A 23,442-nucleotide genomic window follows, 5' to 3' on the forward strand; every position below is an offset into this window, starting at 1 on the left:
CGGGAGCATCAGCGGGACGACGTAGCACTCAACTGAGTCATGACGCCGACGCACTATTCGAGCTTGCCCGATTGAAGAGACGCGAGGCGCGGAACTACGCCATCGCCTGTTCGTCTGAACAGGGGCTCGCGGGGATCTTGCGTCCGTTGTCCGAGCTCGGGTGGACCGTGCTCGAGGATCGTCGCTGGCCAGGCTCCAAGCGTGCGAACATCGACTTTCTTCTGGTCGGCCCTGCCGGCATCGTCATCGTCGACGCTAAGCATTGGGACGAGCCAGCGATTCGGGACGGCTCGATCTACCGAGGCGACTCTCGCGAAGACGACGAGATCGCGAAGCTCAACACTCTCGCCGAGCGCATCGCCGAAGCCGTCGACCACACAGGACTTACTCTCGCGGCAATCACAACGGTCATGGTCTTTACGAGCCGCCAGCTGCATCCGGTGACGCTCAACGGCGTGACAATCGTCGGGGATGAGCACTTCGCGAAGTGGCTTGCAAGTCTTCGGCCTCGGCTCGAGCCGCAGCAGGTGACCATCATGGCGGCCGAAGTCGAGATTGCCTGTCCTGAAATGCCCTCGAAGGCTGAGCCGACGATGTTGAAGGTCAAGACGCTGCGCCAGCCTGCCGCCCCTGACGCAGGGCAAGACGCCCTCATCGATGTGGAGGCGCTCGCGGAAGAACTCATGGACGCAGCGATGAAGCAGCCGATCGAGGGATGGATGACGTTCCTGCATCCGGATCAGAACAAGCTCGTCCGATCACAATGGAGTGGACCGGCGCGAGTACGTGGACCCGCTGGCACGGGCAAGACCGTCGTCGGATTGCACCGAGCAGTCCATATCGCCGAACGGTCATCGAACCCTGTCCTCTTCGTCAGCTACGTTCGTACCCTGCCGATCGTCCTCTCCGGGCTCGCTCGTCGAATGTCAGACCGGGCCGCGGACAACATCGAGTTCACTGGCATCCACCAGCTCGCACTAAGGGTCCTCGATGCTGCTGGTCGAAAGCTCAGGATCGACGCCAAGGGCGCGGATGCCGCCTTTCGCGATGCGTGGCGACTAGTCAACGCGGCACAGGCGCTGGGACGCATCGACGAGCGTCCCGCCTACTGGCGAGAAGAGATCGATCACGTCATCAAGGGACGTGGCCTGACGTCGTTCGACGACTACAAGAACCTGCGGAGGGTTGGGCGAAAAACCCGTCTCGCGACCAACGATCGAGAAGTGGTTTGGGATCTCTACGCGCGCTACCAGGCCAACCTCAAGGAATGCGGCATCCACGACTTCAACGACTTGCTCATTCAGGCTCACGACGTGGTCAACGAGTTCCCCGATCTCTTCCGTTACAGCGCAGTGATCGTTGACGAGGTCCAGGATCTCAACCTGGTCGGACTGAAGTTTCTCGCAACGTTGGCAGACGGCGTGCCCCACTCACTGCTCCTCGTGGGAGATGGACAGCAATCCGTCTATCCCGGTGGCTTCAACCTCTCTGAGGCCGGGATCAGCGTCGCGGGACGAGCCAGCGTCCTGCGCGTCAATTATCGAAACACCCACGAGATCGTCCAAGCAGCCACGCGCCACGTCGCCGGCGCCCCGTTCGACGACCTTGATGGCGAGCTCGTTCCTGGGGCACGCGATGCTGAAGTTGCGCGACGAGGCAACCGCCCCATCGTGATCGATGCTCGTCACAGAGCCGAGCTCGATACAGCGCTGGTCTGGCAACTTCGTCAGACCATTGCATCGGGGGCGTCACACTGGGGCGACCTTGCAGTTCTCCTCCTGCACCGACGCGACGTCGACCGATACCGGGCAGTACTAACGAGGGCCGGCATTCCACACGTAGAGCTGACGGAGTACGACGGAGTCACAACGGACCGAGTCAAGATCGGCACGATCAAGCGATCGAAAGGCCTCGAGTTCAAGTACGTCCTCATGCCAAATCTCCGCCGCGCAGACCCACCAGCGTGGGCCGGCGAGACCGCCGACTCCTACGCCGAACGCTGCGAACGGATTCGCCGAGAGCTGTACGTCGGAATGACGCGTGCGCGCGACGGGCTCTGGCTCGGATACCTCGACTGAACTTGTCGATTCCTGGGCAGGTCGAGGAGGGATCGGTAAAGCTTGCACCCGTGACTCATGAGCCACTGCAGGTCGGGCTGCACGAAGCGTTGATCACCGAGCGCCTGGGCGAGCTGCTCACCGAGGTCGATCCAGACCATTTCCTGACCGGCACCGTCGACGACGCGGATGCACCACACGTGCTGGCGCGGCATGTCTACGACATCACGCAGCGCGCCCTCGCGAGCGAGCGTGACGCGAAAAAGCGCCTCATCCTTGTGAATCGCATCCTTGCCGACCTCGCCGAGGCGGGAGAGTCCGTCGTACCGCCCGCCTCACAGCTCCTGCGAATCGCCCCATCGGCAGGTCCCGGCGTGCGCACCTTCGAGAGCCGGCCGAGCACCCCTCTCAGCGAAGCGGCATTGCTGACTAATACAAAGGGCGAGCCAAACCTTGGCGGCGAGCTTCGCGCCGAGATGGACACCGCCGACGAGGTCGACTTGCTGTGCGCGTTCGTGAAGTGGCACGGCTTGCGGCTCCTCGAACCGCAGTTGCGAAACGCGCAGCTCCGCGACACTCCGCTTCGTGTTATCACCACGACGTACGTCGGCGCTACCGAGCGGCGCGCTCTTGATCGCCTGGTGCGCGAGTTCGGCGCCGAGGTGAAGATCCAGTACGACGCCCAGCGCACCCGTCTCCACGCGAAGGCCTGGCTCTTCCGTCGTGCGACGGGATACGACACCGCCTACGTCGGCTCGTCGAATCTCTCCAAGACAGCGCTGCTCGATGGTGTCGAGTGGAACGTACGGCTGTCGACTATCGGGACGCCGTCGCTCCTGCAGAAGTTTGCCGCCACCTTCGACACCTACTGGAGCGACCCGAGCTACGAGCTGTACGACCCGGACCGCGATGGAGATCGACTCGACGACGCTCTCGCGGAAGCCGGCGGCCGGAGCACCGACCGAGTGACAATCTCGCTTTCAGGGCTCGAGGTCACGCCGTACCCCTACCAGCAGGAAATGCTTGACGAGATCGATGCAGAGCGAACCGTTCATGACCGTCATCGCAACCTGGTCGTAGCCGCGACGGGCACTGGCAAGACTGTCATCGCCGCGCTCGACTATCGGCACCTTTGGGACCCCGCCAGCGGAAAGCGACCGCGCCTTCTCTTCGTGGCTCACCGAAAGGAGATCCTCGCGCAGTCGCTTCGCACCTATCGCGAAGTCCTCGGTGACGGCGCCTTCGGCGAGATGTACGTCGATGGGACGCGGCCGGAACGTTGGGACCATGTCTTCGCGAGCATTCAGTCCCTGTCGTCGTACGGCATAGCGAACATCCCTAGCGATGCGTTCGAGATCGTGGTGATCGACGAGTTCCACCACGCAGCGGCATCGAGCTATCGCCGACTGATCGACCAGCTTCGGCCCCACGAGCTGCTCGGTCTGACGGCGACACCGGAGCGAGCAGACGGCGTCAACGTCCAGGACGCCTTCTTCGATGGCCGTATTGCCACCGAGCTCCGACTTTGGGATGCACTCGGCGCCGACCTGCTCTGCCCCTTCCACTACTTCGCAGTCGCCGACGGGACCGATCTCAGCAGCCTGACGTGGGCGAACGGGCGGTACGACATCGACGAGCTCACCAACCGCTACATCGGCGACGACGTGCGATCCCGCATCATTCTGGAAACAGTTCGGGACAAAGTCATCGACCCGGGCGCGATGCGTGCGCTTGGCTTCTGCGTGACCGTCGCGCACGCCGAATACATGGCGCAGGTGTTCAACGACGCCGGCATTCCCTCTCGAACGGTCACCGGCAGAACGCAGGCAACCGAGCGCGAGCAGGCGCTGAGCGACCTCCGCGAACGGCGAATCAACGCCATCTTCACGGTCGACGTCTTCAACGAGGGACTCGATATCCCGGCAGTGGATACCGTGCTCTTCCTCAGACCAACTGAGAGCGCCACGGTCTTCCTACAGCAACTCGGTCGCGGCCTTCGTCGCACGCTCGACAAGGCAGTTCTGACGGTGCTCGACTTCGTCGGCTTGCAACACAAGCAGTTCCGCTGGGATCGCAAGCTGCGCGCGCTGACAGGGCTCACGCGCGCCGGCCTGGAACGCGAGATCAGGCGCGACTTCCCGTTCCTTCCCGCGGGTTCCCAAATCCTGATGGACCGTGAGGCGCAGGCCACGATTCTGGAAAACATCCGTTCGCAGGTGGCAAGTCGATGGTCGCAGATTGTTGCTGAGCTTCGGTCATACGGGGACATGGACCTGCGTACGTTTCTTCACGAATCCGGCGTCGAGTTGCCAGACATCATCCGGCAGGGCAGGTACTCATGGACGAAGCTTCGCCGCGACGCCGGACTGCCCACGCCCGGCGGTGCCGCGTACGAGTCTCAACTCCTGAAGCGAGTTCGAGCGCTTGCGCACGTAGACGATCCTCTGCGCGCTCGCGCGTATCGCCACTTGCTCGCCGACACCGGTCGGACTCATCACCAACTACCTGCTGAACAACAGCGGCTTGCGCAGATGCTCTTCTTCTCACTGTGGCCTGACGGCGGCGGGCACCCGTCGTACGAGGCCGGTCTCGCTGCCCTGCAAGCAGAGCCGGCGGCGCGCGCCGAGCTCGCGGCGGTGGTCGACATCTCGTTCGACGAGGCACGGCACCAGTCGCTCGAGCTCGTTGGCTCTCTCGCCGATGTCCCACTGCGCGTTCACGCGCGCTACCAGCGAGAAGAGATCCTCAGTGCTCTTGGCTATGCCACGCTCGAACGCAAACCGACGAGCGTCATGCAAGGCGTCGCGTACTCGCCCGCGACGAATACTGACATCTTCTTCGTCACTCTGAAGAAGTCTGAGGCGGACTACTCGCCGACCACGATGTACCGCGACTACCCGATCAGTCCCACGCTCTTCCATTGGGAGTCGCAATCCACGACGACCGTGGCCTCGCCCACCGGTCAGCGCTACATCAACGGCACCAGCACCGTTCTTCTGTTTGTGCGCGAGCAGGAGAAGGACGAGTACGGCACCTCGCCGTACCTGTTCCTCGGACCGGCCCGATATGTGTCGCATAGCGGGGAGCGTCCGATCGCCATCACCTGGGAACTGGAACGGCCAATGCCGATGGACTTCTTCACACAGGCGACAATCGCTGCTGGTTAGAACGTCCCCCTGCCATTTGCCGGCGCCGCCCCGATGTCGGGGTCACGTGGCCAATCAAGAATCAGGCGGCGTGAGAGGCGGCGCGGTAGGGGTGCCGGTAATGATTTCCTCGACATCCACGTCCTCGTCGGGAACGACCTCCCAGTGCTCGAGCAGGTGGTCGCCGTCGTACTCCCAGACCTCTTCGAGGTGGGTGTGGTCGGGGTTGTGGTGGGTCATGGTGATGCAGCTCCTTGATGGTCTGGCCGTTCCTCCTCGGTGTTCGGAGCGGTCGTCTCGATGAGGAGACGGAGCAGCCGCTCGGGTATGTCAGGGAATGCCGCGTGGGGTTGGGCACATCGGGTCGAGGGCGGCTGTGTTGGTCTCGACACCGGCCACTTCGTGTCCGGGCTCGACCAACGATGCGGGCTCGACCAACGGCCCGGCTCGACCAGCGGTCCGGGCTCGACCAACGCTTCGTGCGGCTACCCCAGCGGCACGTAGGGCAGCACGACGGGCGAGCGCGAGGTCCAGTCGAGCACGTCAGCCTGGGAGGAACCGGAGGGGACGAGGATGTCGAGGACGTTCGGGTCGGGGGTGTCGGTGTCCTTGGCGGCGTTGTCGCCGGTCCACTGGCCGGCGCCGCCGCCGAAGCGGTACTGCTGGATCCACTCCATCCCCGCGGGCGGGTTCTGCCAGTAGTCGAGCGCGTAGACCGGCCGGATGCCGCCGACGCCCTCGCCGCCGGCCTCGTCGGCGTGGCTCATCGAGGTGAGGGCGTACGACGCGGACGACAGGTCCGAGGGCAGCAGGTCGCGCGGGACGGAGACGACCAGCGTGTGGGTCTCCGCGATGCCGGTGAGCGTCGGCGTACCGAGCGTCGCACCGCTCCCGTCGCGTACGGCGGGGCCCCAGCCGTCGGCCGTGATCACGCGGTCGTACGGCGCCTCGAGCTCGGCGTTGGTGCCCGGCAGGGCCGCCACGGCGCCACTGCCGGAACCGGTGCGCAGATAGATGTCGAAGCGCTGCACCGAGATCTGGTTGCCGCCCCACGGGCTGGTGAGGTCGCCGCGGATGGTGATCGCGAAGTTCACCTGCTCGGGGTCCTCGTAGACCCCGAAGCCGGTGACGTCGAACGCGCCCGGCACGAAGTCGGCGGAGGTCGGGTAGACGTAGGTGCCCGGGCCGTCGTCGTCGCCGGAAGGATCGGACACAGTGCCGAGGCGGGTGCCGAGGCTGGTGGAGACGACCGTACGTCGGACTAGCGTCGTCCCTCCGTCGGAGCCGACCGCGGCGACCGTGATGACGTTGCTGCCCAGCGAGAGCGGCACCGACACCGAGAAGTGGCCGACGGAGTCGACCGGTGCGTCGACGGTCGACCCGCCGCCGTTGACCGACACCGACGCGGCGTCGGTCGTCCCGGCGACCTCGACGGTCGCGGCGTCGGTCTGGAGCCCGTCGTCGGGACTGGTGAGCTCGACGCTCGGCCCGGCGGGCTGTACGCCGGCGTACCGCTGCGCCACGACCGACGGCGTCTCCACGGGCTTGCCGGCGTCGATGGACTGCGCGAGCCGGACGTACTGCGCCATCGACCAGGCCAACGGCGTCGCCGAGCCGGTCCCCTCGCCGAACGTGAAGTCCGAGGTGGACGGCTCGTCCCACACCTGCTCGGGGATCATGTAGCCGTCGTTCGCGGCGCCCGCCATCGTGCGCAGGTAGGAGCCGGCGGACTGCCCGGACGCGAGCGCGTACTCCCCGCGCTCCCCCGACAGCAGCGGCCACAGCCGGCCCTGGCCGGTGCCGTCGTACGGCGACCCGTCGGGCTTCTCGCCGTAGCCGTCGTGGTTGTAGCGGTACCACATCGGCCCGTCCGGGGTGACCACCCGGATCGTGGAGTCGACCTCGGGCAGGGACGCGAGGACGTCGGGGTCGTCGGCCGGCAGTACGCCGAGGCGGACGAGGTCGAGGAAGCCGGCGTCGACGATCCCACGCTCGTCGTACGTCCCGCCGCCGTTGTTGATCTCGAGCGAGTGCCCGTCGTTCGGGTCGCCGTTGTCGTCGATCCGCTCGAAGTAGCGGTGGTCGCCCAGCGGCCCGGTGGTGGTGAACGTCCAGTCGGCGACGTGGCGGCGCCAGTCGTCGGCGGTCGCGAGGTAGAGCCCGGCCGAGGCGTCGTCGCCGTTGGCCCGCGCGATCGACGCGGCGCAGACCAGCCCGGCGATCTCCGCGGCGATCGTCGACGGCGAGTAGCCGCCCTCCTCCTCCCAGCGCTCCTGCGGCGTCGAGGGCCCGCGCCCGACGAGGAAGTCGGCGGCCCGCTTCACGTGGCCCCACGTCGCCGCGTCCGAGCGGCCGAGCTGCTGCGCGAGCACGATCGGGAAGGCGACCTCGTCGAGCTGCAGGCTGCCCCAGTACGGCGTGCCGTCCAGCAGGCTGTTCTGCGGGAAGCTGCCGTCGGGCTTCTGCTGCACGTCGAAGAGGTAGTCGAGGCTGCGGTTGGCCGCAGCGCTGTCGCCGGCCGCGAGCTGCGCGGTCGCGACCTGGTAGAGGTCGCGCGCCCACACCAGGTGGTAGCCGCCCACGCCCGGCTCGTCGGCGTTGACCGCCTCGCCCCACGGCACCGTCAGCGACGCGATGTTGGCGCCGCGGTAGGTCTTGTCCTCGTGCGCTTTGAGGGTCATCACCGCGACGTCGTACTGCGTCTCGAGCGACCGGTCCCGGCTGACGCTGCGCGGTGGCCGCTTGAGCGAGCGGAGGTACGACGACCAGCCGCTGCGGTAGGCCGCGCTGGTCCTGCCGAACGGGCTCCTGAGCGTCGTCCGGGCGGTCCTCTCCGCCGTGGCGGTGTCGGCGCCGAAGCCGAGGACGACGGTGGCGCTGGTGGTCCTTCCGGTGCTCGCCAGCCGGCCGAGCTGGACGACGTTGCCGTCCGGCGCGTTGGTGTAGCGGTGGTCGAGAGTGTGGTCGTCGGCCAGGTCGGTCCAGCCGTCGCTGCTGCCGGCGTACCCGCTGGAGGTGGCGGTGAACGCCGGCCTCGCCACCAGCGCGCTCGCGACCGGCGTGTCGCCGGTGGTGTCCGAGGCCAGCAGCGCGCCGCCGTGGGTGGTCGCCGAGTCGTGCTTGCCCGAGTTGGCGAGCGAGGGGTCGTAGAGGACGTACGCCGAATAGCGGCCGCCGTCGAGGCTCGTGACGCGCACGCTCACGACCACGCTGTCGCGGGCCGGGTCGGTCACGTAGGTCTTGGTGATCCGGTAGCGGCGCTGCTTGTCGGTGTTGACCTGCTGATAGCTGAGGCTGTGCGGGTCCAGCAGCCGGATCCGGTGCGTCGTGTCCGTGTCCTCGCGGTCGGTGAAGGTCCGCCCGTCGGTCACCACGAGCTGCAGCCCCTGGCTGTCGGCGACGTCGACGCGCGGGTAGTACACCTCGCTCAGCACGCCCTGGGTGAGGCTGAACCACACCTTCGAGGACGTCGTCGTACTCGTCCCGATGCCGTCCTTCGCGCCGGTGGTCCACGTCGAGCTCGCGCCCGGGGCGCCCGGGGCTGTCGCCTCCGCTGCTGGTGATGCCGCTGGCGGTGCCGCGGGGGATGCCGACGGCTGCGCCGCCCCCGCCGGCGCTGCGAGCCCGGCGAGCACGACCGCTCCCGAGGCGACGGTGATGGACCATCTCGACGCACGACGCACGGCCCGCTCCCTCCATGACCTGACACCACACTGTGACGGCGCTCACAACCTAGCCCATCCCGTGCCACACTGTGATCTCCGATCGCCCGGCCGGCGGCCGACCGCCGGGCCGTCACCGAGGGAGCACCGTGCGTCGTCCCCGCCGCCCGAACCGGGTCGTCGACATCGCCGCCCAGTCCGGGCTGAGCCGGGCGACCGTCGACCGCGTGCTGCACGGCCGCGACGGCGTACGCCCCGAGACCGTGGCCCAGGTCGAGCGCGCCATCGCCGAGCTCGACCGGCAGCGGGCGCAGGTCCACCTGTCGAGCCGGCCGGTGATCCTCGATCTGGTGATGCAGGCGCCCGACAGGTTCGCCTCCGCCTCGCGTACGGCGCTGGAGGCCGAGCTCAGGCTGATGAGGCCGGCGGTGCTGCGGGCGCGGTCCCACCTCGCCGAGCACAGCGACCCGGCGGCCGCCGCCGAGGTGCTCGGCCGTGTCGGGCGGCAGGGCTCGGACGGCGTGATCCTGAAGGCGCCCGACCACCCGGAGGTGGCGGCCGCCGTGGGACGACTGGCGGACGCGGCCATCCCGACGGTCACCTTCGTCACCGACCTGCCGACCAGCCGGCGGGTGGCGTACGCCGGCGTGGACAACCGCGCGGCAGGGTCCACGGCGGCCTACCTGGTCACCCACTGGGCCGGCGTACGCGGCTCGGTCCTCCTGACACTCAGCCACTCGGACTTCCACGGCGAGGAGGAGCGCGAGGTCGGCTTCCGCAGCACCCTCGGCGAGCTGGCCCCCGAGCGCCGGGTCGTCGAGGTCACCGACACTGACGGACTCGACGAGACGATGCTGGAGGAGGTGCGGGCCGCGCTGCGGTCGCACCCGACGGTCGACGCGGTCTACTCCCCCGGCGGCGGCAACGTCGCCACCCTGGCCGCCTTCGCGGAGCTGGGCCGGACCGCGTCGGTCTTCATCGCCCACGACCTCGACGGCGACAACCGCCGGCTGCTGCGGACACGACAGGTCTCGGCCGTGCTCCACCACGACCTCCGGGCAGACCTGCGACGGGCCTGCCGGCTCCTGCTGCAGGCCCGCGGCATCCTGCCGGGGCGACCGGCCACGCTGCCCTCGCAGATCCAGGTCGTGACGCCGTACAACGAGCCCTCGTCGCTCCTTCCCGACGACCCGGAGTGACCTCCCCGGCCGTCAGGCGCGCACGCGCCGCCGGTCCTGCTGGGCGGCCAGCGCCGCGGCGAGCCGGGCAGGCTGCCAGTCCTCCTCAACCGCCTGTCGCAGCAGGTCGGCCTGGCTCGGCGGCGCCAGGGAGCCCACCGGCTGGTCCAGGTCGAGGTTCGTCGGGAACGCGTAGCCCTCGGCCGCGGCGGCGATCGCGTTGTTGATCTGGCGTACGTCGGTCCCGTCGGCCCTGCGCTTGCGCAGGATCGGGAAGACGGCGCTGCAGATGGCGGCCGTGTCGACCGCCTCCATCGCCCGGCCGAACGCGGAGGAGACCTGGAGCAGGTTCGCCATCCGGCGTACGTCGGCCGTGCGGTTGGTGCCGGCGCCATGGAAGAGCGCGGGGTTGAAGAAGACCGCGTCGCCCTTGTCCAGCGGGAGCTGCACGTGATGCCGCTCGAAGTACTCGGTGAAGGCGGGGTCGTGGTAGGCGACGTACCCGGGCCCGTACTTCTGCGAGTGCGGGAGGAACATCGTCGGCCCCGACTCCACGGGCATGTCGCAGTGGGCCACCGCGCCCTGCAGCGTGAGGGCCGGCGAGAGGGCGTGGACCTGCGCCGGGTAGGCCTCCGCCTGCGCCCGGTCCATGAAGCCGAGGTGGTAGTCGCGGTGCGCCAGCTGCGCCTGGCCCCCCGGGTTGACGACGTTGACCTGGGAGGTGACCTGGTAGCCGGGTCCCAGCCACGCCTCGCTCACCAGCGCCAGCACGTCGTTGCCGTAGTAGGACACGAAGATCTCCGGGTCGGCCAGCGCCAGCTTGTCCAGCGCTCCCCAGACCCGGTCGTTCGTGCCCGGCTTCGCGAAGTGGTCGCCGACGGCGCCCCCGCGCGCCTTCTGGTCGGCGATGAGCCGCTCGAAGGCGGCGGTCGCCGCGTCGACGACGGGCGGGGCGAAGGCCTGCTTGACCACCACGACACCGGGGCCGTCGAGCAGCGCCGCGGCCAGCTCCGCCTGCGCCGTACGACGCGCTGCGGGGTCCTCGACGCGGTCGGCGAGGCCGGGACCGTAGACCAGGACGTTGTCGACGACCGCGTCGGCGTACGGGTAGTCCTCCAGCCGGATGCTCTCCTCGACGACCTCCCGGAAGTCGGCGAGGCTGCAGTCCTCGGCGTCGTACCACCCCGTCGTCACCGCCGCCGGCCTGTGCGCGAGCGTGCCCATGTGCGCCTCCTGAGTGTGTCGGCCCGTGGCTGTCGTCCGCGGGCGATGTCTCGACGCTAGGACGGCACGACGGTCCCGAGAGGTCGGAAATGACTCAAGAACGCCTCAGCGCCCGTTCGCCGCGCGCGCTCCTCGGGGGTGCGGGGTCAGAAGAACCGGCTGCGTACGCCGGTGACGATCTGGTCCGGCACGGCCGCGAGGTCGCGCTTCCTGGCGGCGACGTGGTGCAGCGCGTCGAGCGCGAGGCCGCGGACGGCCTTGCGGGGCAGACGGTCGGGGTTCACCCAGGCGTCCTCGGGGCGGAACCCGGACGGGATCAGGTCCTCGACGTCGCCGTGGACGACGACCTTGTGGTCCTCGAGCCAGTCGATCCAGCTCCGGGCGCGCTCGGTGACCCAGGGCCGGTCCTGCGGCGGCAGCTCGATCGGGATCCGCTCGGACTTGCGTGACTGCAGCAGGTCGATGAGCGCGTCGACGTACCGGTCCCGGTTCGGGTCCGCGTTCGGTCCCGCCCGATGGCGGACGTTGAGCTGGCGGATGATCTCGGTGGCGACGGCGTCCAGGGACGGATTGCTCCGCCTCGCCCGGTGTCGGGCGAGGCCCGGGGGTACGCCGAGGACCTCGCAGAACCGCTCCCACAGCGCCGGGCTGTCGCCGTCGCCGGACGGCGCGGTGACGACGTGGACGTGCTCCGGCGGCAGGTCCCTGCCCCACGCCTCGAGCACGTCGGGCAGCTCGAGCGCCTTCGCGAACCAGTTGCGGTGCTCGTGGGCGAGGTCGAGGAACTTCCGCAGCCGCCACCGGCGCCCCGCCTTGACGCTCTCCTGCCACGCCGAGGTCAGCGCCCGCCCGTAGTCGCGCGCGGTGTAGACGATGTGGAGCTCCGCGTCGCGCCCCAGGTCGCTCACTGCCTTGTCGATCACCTCGGCAGGCGCCGGCGCGAAGATCTCGTGGCTGATCAGCACCGCGCCCTGCGTACGGCGTACCTTCTCGACCAGGCGGTCCCAGTGCCCCGCCGCGTGACCCTCCGGTCCGCCCCAGTCCTGCCCCAGCAGGTCCAGCGCCGCCCGGAACTGCGCCCGCGCCGGGGTCAGCGAGGGGAACAGGTTCGGCACGTGCAGGCCGTGCCGCCGCAGGATCCGGGCGTTCCGGCTGAGCCGGTCCTGGATGTAGGTGGTGCCCGACTTGGGTGCGCCGACGTGTAGGTACACCCGCCGCACCCCGTCGTCCGCCGGACCTCGAAGCGTTGGTTCCACGACCCCAGTCTCCCAATGCCCTGGGGGGCTAGGCGAAATCAGGGCGGCGGTGAGTGAGCAACCGTCCATATGGCCAGAACGGTTGCTCACTCACCGCCACCCGGGCACAGAGGCGACGAGGGCCCACCCGGCGAACCGGGCGGGCCCTCGTGAGCCACTGGCGATGCTGGTCTTCAGCTGCAGCCGCTGGTGGAGCCGCAGCCCTCGCAGACGTAGCAGGAGCCGGCGGGGCGCATCTTGGTGCCGCAGGTGAAGCAGAGCGGGCTGTCGACGGCCATGCCGCTGATCTGCTCGAGCAGCTCGGCGGTGGTGTGGGCCGACTTGGGGGCCTGTGCGGCGGCCGCGGTGGTCTCCTCCTCGGCGGGGGTCTCGACCTCGTCGAGCTGCTCGTGGGTGAGCAGCTCCGCCGGGGCGGAGATCTCGGCCTCGGTCGTGTCGACCTGCTCGACCTTCATCGACGGGGACGGCGCCGACGGCTCCGGGGCGATCAGCTCCGAGGCGGAGCCGGTCTCCTCGAGGGGCTCGTAGGAGCCGGTCTCGAGGTAGCGCTGGCGCTCCTCGGCGGAGTAGATGCCCAGGGCGGCGCGCTTCTCGAACGAGAGGTAGTCGAGCGCGAGCCGACGGAAGACGTAGTCCATCAGCGACTGCGCCATCCGGATGTCCGGGTCGTCGGTGAGACCGGCCGGCTCGAAGCGCAGGTTGGTGAACTTCGAGACGTAGGTCTCCAGCGGGACGCCGTACTGGAGACCGATGGAGACGGCGATCGAGAACGCGTCCATGACACCGGCCAGGGTCGAGCCCTGCTTGCCGAGCTTGAGGAAGATCTCGCCGAGCTCGCCGTCCTCGTGGGCACCGGAGGTCATGTAGCCCTCGGCACCGCCCACGGTGAAGGATGTGGTGCGCGAGACGCGGGACTTCGGCAGCCGCTTGCGGGTCGGCGCGTAGACGACCTTCTCCACGACCTTCTCGACGACCTCGGGCTCCGCCTCGGCCGCGGCCGAGACGTTGGCGTCCTTGCCCTTGTTGTCGCCCTTGCCGCCCGACAGCGGCTGGCCGACCTTGCAGTTGTCGCGGTAGATCGCCGTCGCCTTGAGGCCGAGCTTCCAGGACTCGAGGTAGACGTTCTCGATGTCCTCGACGGTCGCCGTCTCCGGCAGGTTGACCGTCTTCGAGATCGCGCCGGAGAGGAACGGCTGGGTGGCCGCCATCATCCGGACGTGGCCCATCGGCTTGAGGGCGCGCTTGCCCATCGCGCAGTCGAAGACCTCGTAGTGCTCCGGCTTCAGCCCGGGGGCGTCGACGACGTGGCCGTGCTCGGCGATGTAGTCGACGATCGCCTCGATCTGCTCCGGCTGGTAGCCGAGCTTCTTCAGCGCCCGCGGGACGGTCTGGTTGACGATCTGCAGCGAGCCGCCGCCGACCAGCTTCTTGAACTTGACCAGCGAGAAGTCCGGCTCGATGCCGGTCGTGTCGCAGTCCATCATGAAGCCGATCGTGCCGGTCGGCGCGAGCAGCGAGGCCTGCGCGTTGCGGAAGCCGTTGGTCTTGCCGAGCTCGACGACGTCCTGCCAGGCCTTCGTGGCGGCGGCGAGGACGTTGCGGTCGACCGGGTTGATCGAGCGTACGGCGTCGTTCGCGGCCTGGTGCTTCCTCATCACCCGCTGGTGCGCCTCGGCGTTGCGGGCGTAGCCGGCGTACGGGCCGACGACCCCGGCGAGCTCGGCGGACCGCTTGTAGCCGGCGCCGGTCATCAGCGAGGTGATGGCGGCGGCCATGGTGCGGCCGCCCTCGCTGTCGTAGCCGAGGCCCATCGCCATCAGCAGGGCGCCGAGGTTGGCGTAGCCGATGCCGAGCTGGCGGTAGTCGCGGGTAGTCTCGCCGATCTTCTCGGTCGGGAAGTCGGCAAAGCAGATCGAGATGTCCATCGCGGTGAACACGAGCTCGCACGCCTGCTGGAACCGCTCGGCGTCGAAGGTGTCGTCGCCCTTGAGGAACTTCAGCAGGTTGAGCGAGGCCAGGTTGCACGAGGAGTTGTCGAGCGACATGTATTCAGAGCACGGGTTGGAGCCGGTGATGCGGCCGGTCTCCGGGTTGGTGTGCCAGTCGTTGATGGTGTCGTCGTACTGCAGCCCGGGGTCGGCGCACTCCCATGCGGCGACCGCGATCTTGTGGAACAGCTCGCGGGCGTCGACCTCCTCGATCACCTCGCCGGTCTTGCGGGCGCGCAGGCCGAACTTCTTGCCCTCCTCGACCGCGCGCATGAACTCGTCGGTGACGCGGACGGAGTTGTTGGCGTTCTGGTACTGGACGCTCGTGATGTCGCGGCCGCCGAGGTCCATGTCGAAGCCGGCGTCGCGCAGCGCACGGATCTTGTCCTCCTCGCGCGCCTTGGTCTCGACGAACTCCTCGATGTCGGGGTGGTCCACGTCGAGCACGACCATCTTGGCGGCGCGGCGGGTCGCGCCACCGGACTTGATCGTGCCGGCCGAGGCGTCGGCGCCGCGCATGAAGGACACCGGCCCCGACGCCGTACCACCGCTGGAGAGGAGCTCCTTGGACGAGCGGATGCGGGACAGGTTGAGACCCGCGCCGGAGCCGCCCTTGAAGATGAAGCCCTCCTCCTTGTACCAGTTCAGGATCGAGTCCATCGAGTCGTCGACCGACAGGATGAAGCAGGCCGAGACCTGCTGCGGGGAGCTCGTCCCGACGTTGAACCAGACCGGGGAGTTGAACGCGAAGTACTGGTGCACGAGGAGCCAGGTGATCTCCTCCTCGAAGACCTGGGCGTCCTTCGCGGTCGCGAAGTAGCCGTTCTCGACGCCGGACGCGGTGTAGCTCTTCACCACGCGGTCGACGAGCTGCTTGAGGCTCCACTCGCGGGCGTCGGTGCCAAGAGCGCCGCGGAAGTACTTGGTCGTGACGATGGTGGACGCGTTGACCGACCAGAAGTCGGGGAACTCGACGCCCCGCTGCTCGAAGACGGTCTCACCGGTCTTCCAGTTCGTCTGGACGACGTCCCGACGCTCCCAGGTGATCTCGTCATAGGGGTGAACACCGTCGGTGCTGAACACCCGCTCGACGTGGAGCCCCCGCCCGGACAGACCGCTCTTCTGGTCTGCGCCGCTCACCGTCTCGGTCATTGACTTCCCCTTGTCTTTCCCTGATCGGTTGTCGACTTGCCTAACAGAACACACAGTTGGAGAAGAGAGGTTGGAAGCCCGGGCAGGCTCGCTTCCCCACGGCCTGCCCGGGCGGTCTGTGTCAGCCGCTGACGGCTGGGTCGACGCCGGGGTCGACGGTCGGTCCGGCGGGCCCGTCGGCGGGGCCGTCCGGCCGGACCGCGTGCAGCTCCCGCTCGGTGCGGAGCATCGCGATCTCGTCCTCGAAGTCCTCGGCGGACTCGAACGCGCGGTAGACGGAGGCGAACCGGAGGTAGGCCACCTCGTCGAGCTCGCGCAGCGGCGCGAGGATCGCCATCCCGACCTCGTGGCTCGGAACCTCGGCGTACCCCTCGCTGCGGAGCGCGTCCTCCACCTGCTGGCCGAGGCAGGCGAGCTGGTCCTCGGTGACCGGCCGGCCCTTGCATGCCTTGCGGGCACCGGCGATCGCCTTCGCGCGGTCGAACGGCTCGGTGGCGCCGGAGCGCTTGAGGACGGTGAGCTGCATCAGCTCCACGGTCGAGAACCGCTTGTCACAGGCCTGGCAGAGGCGACGACGGCGGATCGAGCCGCCGTCCTCGGCGACGCGGGAGTCGAGGACCTTCGTGTCGGTGTGCCGGCAGAACGGGCAGTGCATGACGACGATTTCCCCCTTTCCCATCGATACAGCCGTCTCGTCGCGCGGGCTGTGGACGAAGCATGTCCATTTGTGGAGAACCAGCAGCCACCTGTGTGCAATTCCCGCTGCGCTGTGCATCAGATGCACTCGGCTGTGGAACTAGATGTGGAGAACTACACCGGTGTAACTACTAGATGTTGTGGCAACCGTACGCCGGGTCCTCGGCGTACGCAAGGGCACCCGGCGCGGCCCGGCGTGTCGCGGTCCCGGATCGGGGCCCTGGTCGGCCCTGGCCGAAAAGCCCATGACGTGGCCCTCACAGGGGTGTCACAGTGAAGGATCGGCTCATCTGCACGGGAGGGGTGTGGATGCACTACGCGGCGATGCTCCGGGAGACCCGCGCGCTGGGCGAGGCAGCGACGGCGCGCGAGTACGTCGAGGCATGCCTCGAGCTCCTCGGCCGCTACCTCCCCGGCGACCGGACGGCGTGGGTCGAGAGCGACTACGCCGGCGGCGGGTCGACGGTCCTCGTCGACGGCCGGATGGTCCCCGACGAGCGGCTCTCCGACCGGGTCGCCGCGGCCGGCCCCGAGCACCCCGTGGTCGCGAGCTACGTCGCCGACCCGCCCGACCTCACCCCGCGGCGGCTCTCCGACGTGGGCCGCTACCGGCGTACGACGGACGGCCGGGTTGCCGACGCCGCCACTGACGCGCTCGGCGCGCACCAGCTGAGCCTCATCGTCTCCGTCCAGGGCCTCACCGGTCGCGGCTGGGTCATCGGGCGGGACCACCGCGACTTCACCGATGACGAGATCACGGTGGCCTGCTGGCTGCTGCCGGCCCTGACGGCGTACGACCGGATCTACCGGCCGCCCGTGCGCCGCGTCCCCGAGCGCTCGCTCACGCCGCGGGAGGTGGAGACCCTGGAACTGCTCGCGCAGGGGCTCACCGCTGCCGCCATCGGCCACCGGCTCGGGATCAGCCCGCGCACGGTCGCGAAGCACCTCGAGAACGCCTACGAGAAGCTCGGTAGGCACGATCGGCTGCTCGCCGTACAGCAGGCGACGGCGCTCGCGATCGTGCAGCCGCGGCTCGGCGGGTGAGGCGTTCGTTCGCCGCGGTCGTGGTGTCCTGCCGCGGTCCCGGACGGGATCGGGAAGAATGTCGCCCGTGGCAGCGAGGGGGAACTCGGGTGGCAAGCGAGCGGGGACGCGCCGGGGTCCGCGCCAGAGGCGGACGTTCCGGCCCTCGGTGCTCCTGCTCGCGCTCGGGATCACGCTGCTGGTGATCGCCTGGGGCTACCTCGTGTACGCCGCGATCGACTTCGGGGCCGACGCCCGCGGAGGCGACTCGCGAGCGTGGGGGTTCCTCGGCATCTGCGCCGTCGGTGCGGTCGCCTGCCTCTTCGCCGGGCTGATGCTCGTGGCCCGCCTGGGACGAGCGCTCGGCATCACCTCCGCCTCGCCCACGCCGCCGCGGCCGCGGGCCGGCGAGGCGCCGAGCGGCCAGGACGCCCACTACGCCGGCCACCACACCGGCACCGGCGGGCTGCACCTCGGCCGGATCCACACCGAGACCGGCCGCTCCGACGGTCGCTCGTCCACCGGCTCCGACGGCGCCGGACGCCCCACGGACGCCCCTTCTCCGAGCGGGTCGCACCGGCACCGGGCCGACTGACCTGGGCCGTTGGGCGTACGCGCATTCGCGTATAGCCGCGCCGACCCGCGGGCGTCAGGCTTGTCTCCTCAGCACGGTGCAGGTGGGGGCTGCATCCACGCGCTGTAGCCGGATCCGTCGTCGCACGCTCCGTCCGCAGGATGCCGAACTCCTGTGGGCGGTGGGCCTGTCCAGCCGCCCGTGCGGCGACCGGGCACGGTGGGAGCAGACACCGTGCGCGAGGGGCGGGCCGCCCAGCTGGCGGCCCGCCCCTCTCTCTCTTCCGCGGCATGCAGCGTCATACGGATGGGGACCTGCGCCCGCGCGGCGCGTATGACGTCCCGCGACCCGGCGCCCTCGCCGGTCACGCGGCCCGAGCACCACCGAGCAGGTCGCCGACGACGACGTGGAGGAACAAGCGGCGCTTGTCGCGTCGGACCCGCAGGAGCTCGCGGCCGATGTCCTCGGGCCGGGTGAGTCCCTGTTGGACGGCGATGCTCACGACGTACGCCGCCTGCCGATCGCTCCGTGCCCACAGCGCTGCCCGCACGGCCGCGATGGCGGGTCTGGTGCGAGGTATCCCGATCTCCACGACGTCGTCGGCCGACCAGCGGCGTGTCTGCCGGATGTCGTAGAGCGGCGTACGCCGGATCCGTGTGCCGCGCGGCACCGAGACACGGATCCGCTCCTCGTCGTACCGCTCCAGGCCGCTGGCGATCAGCGCAGCCGCCCCATCGAGGCAGGCCCGCGGCCCGCCCTGGAACACAGCCGCCCAGCAATGGCCCTCCCAGGAGATCGGACCGTTGTGGAGGCACACGCTCTGGTCGCCGATGAGCTGCCAGCGACCCATCCGCACGTGATGCCGAATCTCGCCGCGAGTCACACCGGCGGCATAGAGCTGGGGCCGCGACACGACGTACGACTGTCGCTCCTTGAGCATCCCGAGCTCGAGCTCGACCTGCTTCTGCGTGCTGAGTGGCTTGGTCATGCGTACGACGATCGAAGACTCCACCGACCGCCCGCGCCTGCGTCGACCCGGTCTGTGGAGGGCAGCGACGCGAGCCCCTGGTGTGGACGACGCATGGCTCGCGGTGCGGTGGCCGCCCGTATGACGTAGGAACAACGTCATACGGACGGGGACACTGCGCGCCGCGGGACGTATGACGTCTGCAAAGCCGGGGCGGGGCGGTCGGACGCTGGTCCTCCCGCCCCGCCCCTCTTTCTCTTCCCCTGTAGGTGCCGCCAGCCGGGGTCGAATCAGCTGACGGCCGTCTGTGGCCGAGCGGCGACGGAGGCAGCCCGGCGGTGTGGTCAGTTCGGGATGCGCAGCGACTGGCCGGCGGCGAGCATGCCGGAGTCGAGCCCGTTGAGGTCCTTGATCTGCTGCTCCATGTCGCGGACGCTGCCGCCGTCGGCGGCGTCGGAGGCGAGATCCCAGAGCGTGTCGCCGGGCTCGACGACGACGGTGTGGGTCGGGACAGCGTTGCCCTTCTCCTGGGCGGCGCCGGAGAGGCCGGCGCCGAGGAACCCCGCCGCGAGCAGCAGACCGAGGGCGACGAGGAACACCACCACGCGGCCGCGGCGGGTCAGCCGCACGCTCGAGCCGCGCCGCGGCGCCCGATCCACGGGCCGGGCCGGGGCCATGAACTGGTCGAGGGTGGTCGTGGTCATCGCCGGTCTCCTGGGGAAGTGGGGTGGCTGGTGCGCTCGACGAGATGTCTACAGACGGCCACCGACAGTTCGGGACGAGCGCCGGATCGCGTCCGTTCGATCACGCATTCGATCGAACACGTGATCGAGAGTAGATCACCTGTTCGAACGAGATCAAGGGCCCGGGCCGAAAAAATGTTCGAACCGCCCGTTGTCCACAGATCGCGACACGCTTCGAACAGATGTTTGAAGTCGGCAACGGCCCGGTCTACCGTGGGCACATGACCAAGCCGACCAAGGAGCCGACCCCGGCGTCCACCTCCGCCAAGCGGTCCACGACCGCCGTGAGCGAGCTTCCCGACGGCCCGCCCGACGCCACCGGGCTGACCCCGCGCCAGCAGCGCATCCTGGCTCACCTGCGCGACTGCATCGAGAAGCGGGGCTACCCGCCGAGCATGCGCGAGATCGGCTCGGCGGTGGGCCTGACGAGCACCAGCAGCGTCGCCCACCAGCTGAAGGTGCTCGAGCAGAAGGGCTTCATCAAGCGCGACCCGCACCGGCCGCGGGCACTCGAGGTGTTCCTGCCCGAGGTCCTCGCGGCCCGCAAGTCGATCTCGGCGGCCGAGGAGACGGCCTACGACGAGACCGGCATCGGCGACGCCAACCCGGAGGCGACCCTCGTCCCGGTCGTCGGCCGGATCGCCGCCGGCGGCCCGATCCTCGCCGAGGAGCGGGTCGAGGACGTCTTCCCGCTGCCGAAGCAGCTCGTCGGCGACGGCACGCTCTACCTCCTGCACGTCTCCGGCGACTCCATGGTCGACGCGGCGATCTGCGACGGCGACTTCGTGGTCGTGCGCCAGCAGCCGACGGCGGAGAACGGCGAGATCGTCGCCGCGATGATCGACGGCGAGGCGACGGTCAAGACCCTTCAGCGCAAGGACGGCAAGGTCTGGCTGCTGCCGCACAACCCGGCCTACGACCCGATCGACGGCACGCACGCCACCATCCTCGGCAAGGTCACCGCGGTCCTGCGGAGCCTCTGACGACTCTCTTGGTCTCGACACCGGCCACTTCGTGTCCGGGCTCGACCAACGATGGGTGAACAACAGCCGCCGGCGCGTCACGCGCCGGCGGCTGCGTCGTTCTCCGAGCGTGACCCACACTCCCCTCGACCGCCGCCGCCTGCTCGCCGGCGGCCTCGGCGCGGGCCTGGCGGGCGTCGGGGCGGCCGTCCTCCCGGCGCCGTACGCCGACGCCGCAGCCGCGCTCCGACACTTCCAGCACGGCGTCGCCTCTGGCGACCCGCTCCCCCACGCCGTCGTCATCTGGACCCGGGTGACGCCGACCGCCGCCAGCAGGCCGGGCTCGGGCAGGGGCCCGCACGTCAAGGTCGGCTGGCAGGTCTCCACCTCGCCGACCTTCAAGACCGTCGTGAAGCACGGCACGTTCACGACCGGCCCGTGGCGCGACCACACGGTCAAGCTCGACGTCACCGGGCTGAGGCCCGCGACGGCGTACAACTACCGCTTCTCGTACGCCGGCCAGCACAGCCGGGTCGGCCGCACCCGCACCGCGCCCGCACCGACGGCGACCCCCGGCCGGATCCGGTTCGGCGTCGTGTCCTGCGCCAACCTGCAGGCCGGCTGGTTCTCGGCGTACCGCCACCTCGCGAAGCGCACCGACCTGCACGCGATCGTCCACCTCGGCGACTACTTCTACGAGTACGGCCCGGGCGAGTACGGCTACGGGCCCGACGACATCGACATCCGCAAGCACCAGCCGGCCCACGAGGTCCACACCCTGGCCGACTACCGGATCCGGCACGCGCAGTACAAGCGCGACCCCGACCTCGCCGATCTCCACGCCCGCTTCCCGTGGATCGTCACCTGGGACGACCACGAGGTCGCCAACGACCAGTGGCGCAACGGGGCGGAGAACAACAGCCCGGGCGAGTACGACTGGAAGGCGCGCAAGACCCACGCCCACAAGGCGTACGACGAATGGATGCCGGTGCGCCTCGACGGGACCGCCGCCCTCGACCAGAGCCACCTGAACGACCGGATCTACCGGCGCTTCAGGTTCGGCACGGTGCTCGAGCTGAGCATGCTCGACCTGCGCTCCTACCGCTCCAAGCAGGTCGACCAGACGACCGACGGGCTGGCCGCCGTCGACGACCCGGACCGCACGATCACCGGCACCGACCAGCTGAGCTGGCTCAAGTCCGGCCTCAGGAACGCGCCCACGACCTGGAAGGTGGTCGGCAACCCGGTCATGATCGCTCCGGTCACGTTCGCCGCGCTGCCGAAGGACGTGATCGGTCCGGTCAACGACGTCACCGGCCTGCTCCCCGACAACGGGGTCGCCTACAACGTCGACCAGTGGGACGGCTACACCGCCGACCGGACCGAGCTCTTCGACCACATCCGCACCCACAGGATCGAGGACGTCGTCTTCATCACCGGCGACATCCACTCGGGGTGGGCGTGCGACCTGCCCTACGACTCCGCGATCTATCCGCTGGGCGGCACCGCCGGGGTCGAGTTCGTCGGCACCTCGGTCACCTCGAGCAACCTCAAGGACATCACCGGCACCCCGGCGCACACGACGAGCCGGGCCGTGGAGACAGCCATCATGGGTGCCAACCGGCACGTGCGCTACCTCGACTTCGACGACCACGGCTACTCGATCCTCGACGTGACCAGACAGCGGGCGCAGATGGACTGGTACGTCATCGGCGACCGGGCCGACAAGAACGCCGGCGTCAGCTGGTCGACGTCGTGGGCGACCACCCGCGGCAGTGGGCGGGTCCACCGGGTCGACGCGCCCGTCCGCTGAACCCGCCGACACCAGGGCCGAAAGGCTCCCAACCTCCCGCTGCCCACCGGCTAGTCTGTGCAGGATCGAGCGACTTCAGCGGGGGCACAGTGCGGGACCAGGGGACCAGCGGCGAGCGGGCTGACGCTCGTACGCCTCCCCTGGAGATCGTCGAGGCGACCGTCGCCACCATGGAACAGAGGGTGAACCGCACCCTATGGGAGCGGCTCGCCGGCGTACGCGCCGGGGTGCGGGAGCTGGTCTTCGTGACCGTGCTCTACATCGCCTACACCTCGTCGCGGCTGCTGGCGAGCGACAACATCGCCGAGGCGAAGAGCCGTGCCCGACAGCTGCTGCAGATCGAGAAGGTCGTCGACCTCGACTTCGAGCGCAGCCTCAACCAGTTCTTCGTCCACCACGAGGTCATCGGGCTGCTCAGCTGCTACTGGTACTCCACGGCCCACTACATCCTCACCCTCACGGTGCTGATCTGGCTCTACGCGCGCGGGCGCGAGCGCTACCTCCCCGCGCGGCGGGCCCTCCTGGTCGGCACGGTCCTCGCCCTGGCGCTCTACCTCATGCTCCCGACCGCGCCGCCGCGCTTCTTCCCGCACCTGTACGACGACGTGCTGCTGCTCCACACCGACCGGGGCTGGTGGGGTGCCGACGCGTCGGCACCCAAGGGGCTCGGCGACCTCACGAACGAGCTCGCGGCGTTCCCCTCGCTGCACTGCGGCTGGTCGCTGTGGGTGGCGATCGTGGTGTGGCGCAACGTGCGCAGCTGGGTGATCAGGATCCTCGCCTGCCTCGGTGCGCTGCTCACCGCGCTGGCCGTCATCGGCACCGGCAACCACTGGACGCTCGACGTGATCGTGGGGTGGATCGTGATCATCGCGGGTGTCGTGGGCGTCTCCGCCTTCGGGCAGCGTCCTACACTGCTGGAGGCCGCACCTGCGGACGAGGACCTCTCGGGACGCCGAGCCGGCGAGCCCTCGCGGTAGGCGTCCAGGGTCGGCCGGACC

The 23,442-nt window shown here is 69.3% G+C and carries 16 protein-coding genes; 8 read left to right on the forward strand and 8 right to left on the reverse strand.

Annotation, left to right across the window (positions count from 1 at the left end; translation table 11 throughout):
• The first annotated feature begins 71 nt into the window (after window positions 1-71).
• Window positions 72-2,078 (forward strand): nuclease-related domain-containing DEAD/DEAH box helicase, encoded by a 2,007-nt coding sequence (locus ABLE53_RS05615; RefSeq protein ID WP_348857713.1) that lies wholly within the window; start codon window positions 72-74, stop codon window positions 2,076-2,078.
• A 50-nt stretch (window positions 2,079-2,128) separates the two neighbouring features.
• The gene (locus ABLE53_RS05620) at window positions 2,129-5,224 is read left to right on the forward strand and encodes a DEAD/DEAH box helicase (protein ID WP_425474841.1); all 3,096 of its coding nucleotides are present in this window, start codon (window positions 2,129-2,131) and stop codon (window positions 5,222-5,224) included.
• 54 nt (window positions 5,225-5,278) lie between these two features.
• On the opposite strand, the gene ABLE53_RS05625 is transcribed toward ABLE53_RS05620, so the two are convergent.
• The gene (locus ABLE53_RS05625) at window positions 5,279-5,443 is read right to left on the reverse strand and encodes a hypothetical protein (RefSeq protein ID WP_348857715.1); all 165 of its coding nucleotides are present in this window, start codon (window positions 5,441-5,443) and stop codon (window positions 5,279-5,281) included.
• Between the two features lie 245 nt (window positions 5,444-5,688).
• Complete coding sequence (locus ABLE53_RS05630) at window positions 5,689-8,886, reverse strand: glucan 1,4-alpha-glucosidase (RefSeq protein ID WP_348857716.1); 3,198 nt, start codon at window positions 8,884-8,886, stop codon at window positions 5,689-5,691.
• Window positions 8,887-9,014: 128 nt separating this feature from the next.
• Here ABLE53_RS05630 and ABLE53_RS05635 point away from each other — a divergent pair, with 128 nt between their 5' ends.
• Complete coding sequence (locus ABLE53_RS05635) at window positions 9,015-10,064, forward strand: LacI family DNA-binding transcriptional regulator (RefSeq protein ID WP_348857717.1); 1,050 nt, start codon at window positions 9,015-9,017, stop codon at window positions 10,062-10,064.
• Between the two features lie 12 nt (window positions 10,065-10,076).
• On the opposite strand, the gene ABLE53_RS05640 is transcribed toward ABLE53_RS05635, so the two are convergent.
• The 4 genes from ABLE53_RS05640 to nrdR all read right to left on the reverse strand — a co-directional run bounded on the left by ABLE53_RS05640 (window position 10,077) and on the right by nrdR (window position 16,318).
• Window positions 10,077-11,267 (reverse strand): phytanoyl-CoA dioxygenase family protein, encoded by a 1,191-nt coding sequence (locus tag ABLE53_RS05640; protein WP_348857718.1) that lies wholly within the window; start codon window positions 11,265-11,267, stop codon window positions 10,077-10,079.
• A gap of 146 nt (window positions 11,268-11,413) precedes the next feature.
• The gene (locus tag ABLE53_RS05645) at window positions 11,414-12,478 is read right to left on the reverse strand and encodes a hypothetical protein (protein ID WP_348857719.1); all 1,065 of its coding nucleotides are present in this window, start codon (window positions 12,476-12,478) and stop codon (window positions 11,414-11,416) included.
• Window positions 12,479-12,696: 218 nt separating this feature from the next.
• Entirely contained in the window at window positions 12,697-15,663 is a 2,967-nt protein-coding gene (locus ABLE53_RS05650) for a vitamin B12-dependent ribonucleotide reductase (RefSeq protein ID WP_348857720.1), read from the reverse strand.
• A gap of 121 nt (window positions 15,664-15,784) precedes the next feature.
• Entirely contained in the window at window positions 15,785-16,318 is a 534-nt protein-coding gene (gene nrdR / locus ABLE53_RS05655; RefSeq protein WP_348857773.1) for a transcriptional regulator NrdR, read from the reverse strand.
• 314 nt (window positions 16,319-16,632) lie between these two features.
• Between nrdR and ABLE53_RS05660 the strand changes: the two genes are divergently transcribed.
• Together ABLE53_RS05660 and ABLE53_RS05665 are read left to right on the forward strand one after the other, a co-directional pair.
• Entirely contained in the window at window positions 16,633-17,403 is a 771-nt protein-coding gene (locus tag ABLE53_RS05660; protein WP_348857721.1) for a helix-turn-helix transcriptional regulator, read from the forward strand.
• A 67-nt stretch (window positions 17,404-17,470) separates the two neighbouring features.
• Window positions 17,471-17,977: a hypothetical protein gene (locus ABLE53_RS05665; protein WP_348857723.1), complete on the forward strand. Its 507-nt coding sequence runs from the start codon at window positions 17,471-17,473 to the stop codon at window positions 17,975-17,977.
• Between the two features lie 343 nt (window positions 17,978-18,320).
• On the opposite strand, the gene ABLE53_RS05670 is transcribed toward ABLE53_RS05665, so the two are convergent.
• Together ABLE53_RS05670 and ABLE53_RS05675 are read right to left on the reverse strand one after the other, a co-directional pair.
• The gene (locus ABLE53_RS05670) at window positions 18,321-18,944 is read right to left on the reverse strand and encodes a hypothetical protein (RefSeq protein ID WP_348857724.1); all 624 of its coding nucleotides are present in this window, start codon (window positions 18,942-18,944) and stop codon (window positions 18,321-18,323) included.
• A 323-nt stretch (window positions 18,945-19,267) separates the two neighbouring features.
• Complete coding sequence (locus tag ABLE53_RS05675) at window positions 19,268-19,627, reverse strand: LysM peptidoglycan-binding domain-containing protein (protein ID WP_348857725.1); 360 nt, start codon at window positions 19,625-19,627, stop codon at window positions 19,268-19,270.
• Between the two features lie 260 nt (window positions 19,628-19,887).
• Between ABLE53_RS05675 and lexA the strand changes: the two genes are divergently transcribed.
• The 3 genes from lexA (at window position 19,888) to ABLE53_RS05690 (ending at window position 23,421) form a co-directional block, all read left to right on the forward strand.
• Entirely contained in the window at window positions 19,888-20,649 is a 762-nt protein-coding gene (lexA, locus tag ABLE53_RS05680) for a transcriptional repressor LexA (protein WP_348857726.1), read from the forward strand.
• A gap of 109 nt (window positions 20,650-20,758) precedes the next feature.
• The gene (locus tag ABLE53_RS05685) at window positions 20,759-22,441 is read left to right on the forward strand and encodes an alkaline phosphatase D family protein (protein ID WP_348857727.1); all 1,683 of its coding nucleotides are present in this window, start codon (window positions 20,759-20,761) and stop codon (window positions 22,439-22,441) included.
• A 170-nt stretch (window positions 22,442-22,611) separates the two neighbouring features.
• Window positions 22,612-23,421, forward strand: coding sequence for a phosphatase PAP2 family protein (locus ABLE53_RS05690; RefSeq protein WP_348857728.1), 810 nt, complete (start codon window positions 22,612-22,614; stop codon window positions 23,419-23,421).
• Window positions 23,422-23,442: the final 21 nt, after the last annotated feature.

Source organism: Nocardioides asiaticus (assembly GCF_040049175.1).
GTDB classification, from domain to species: Bacteria; Actinomycetota; Actinomycetes; order Propionibacteriales; family Nocardioidaceae; genus Nocardioides; species Nocardioides cheoyonin.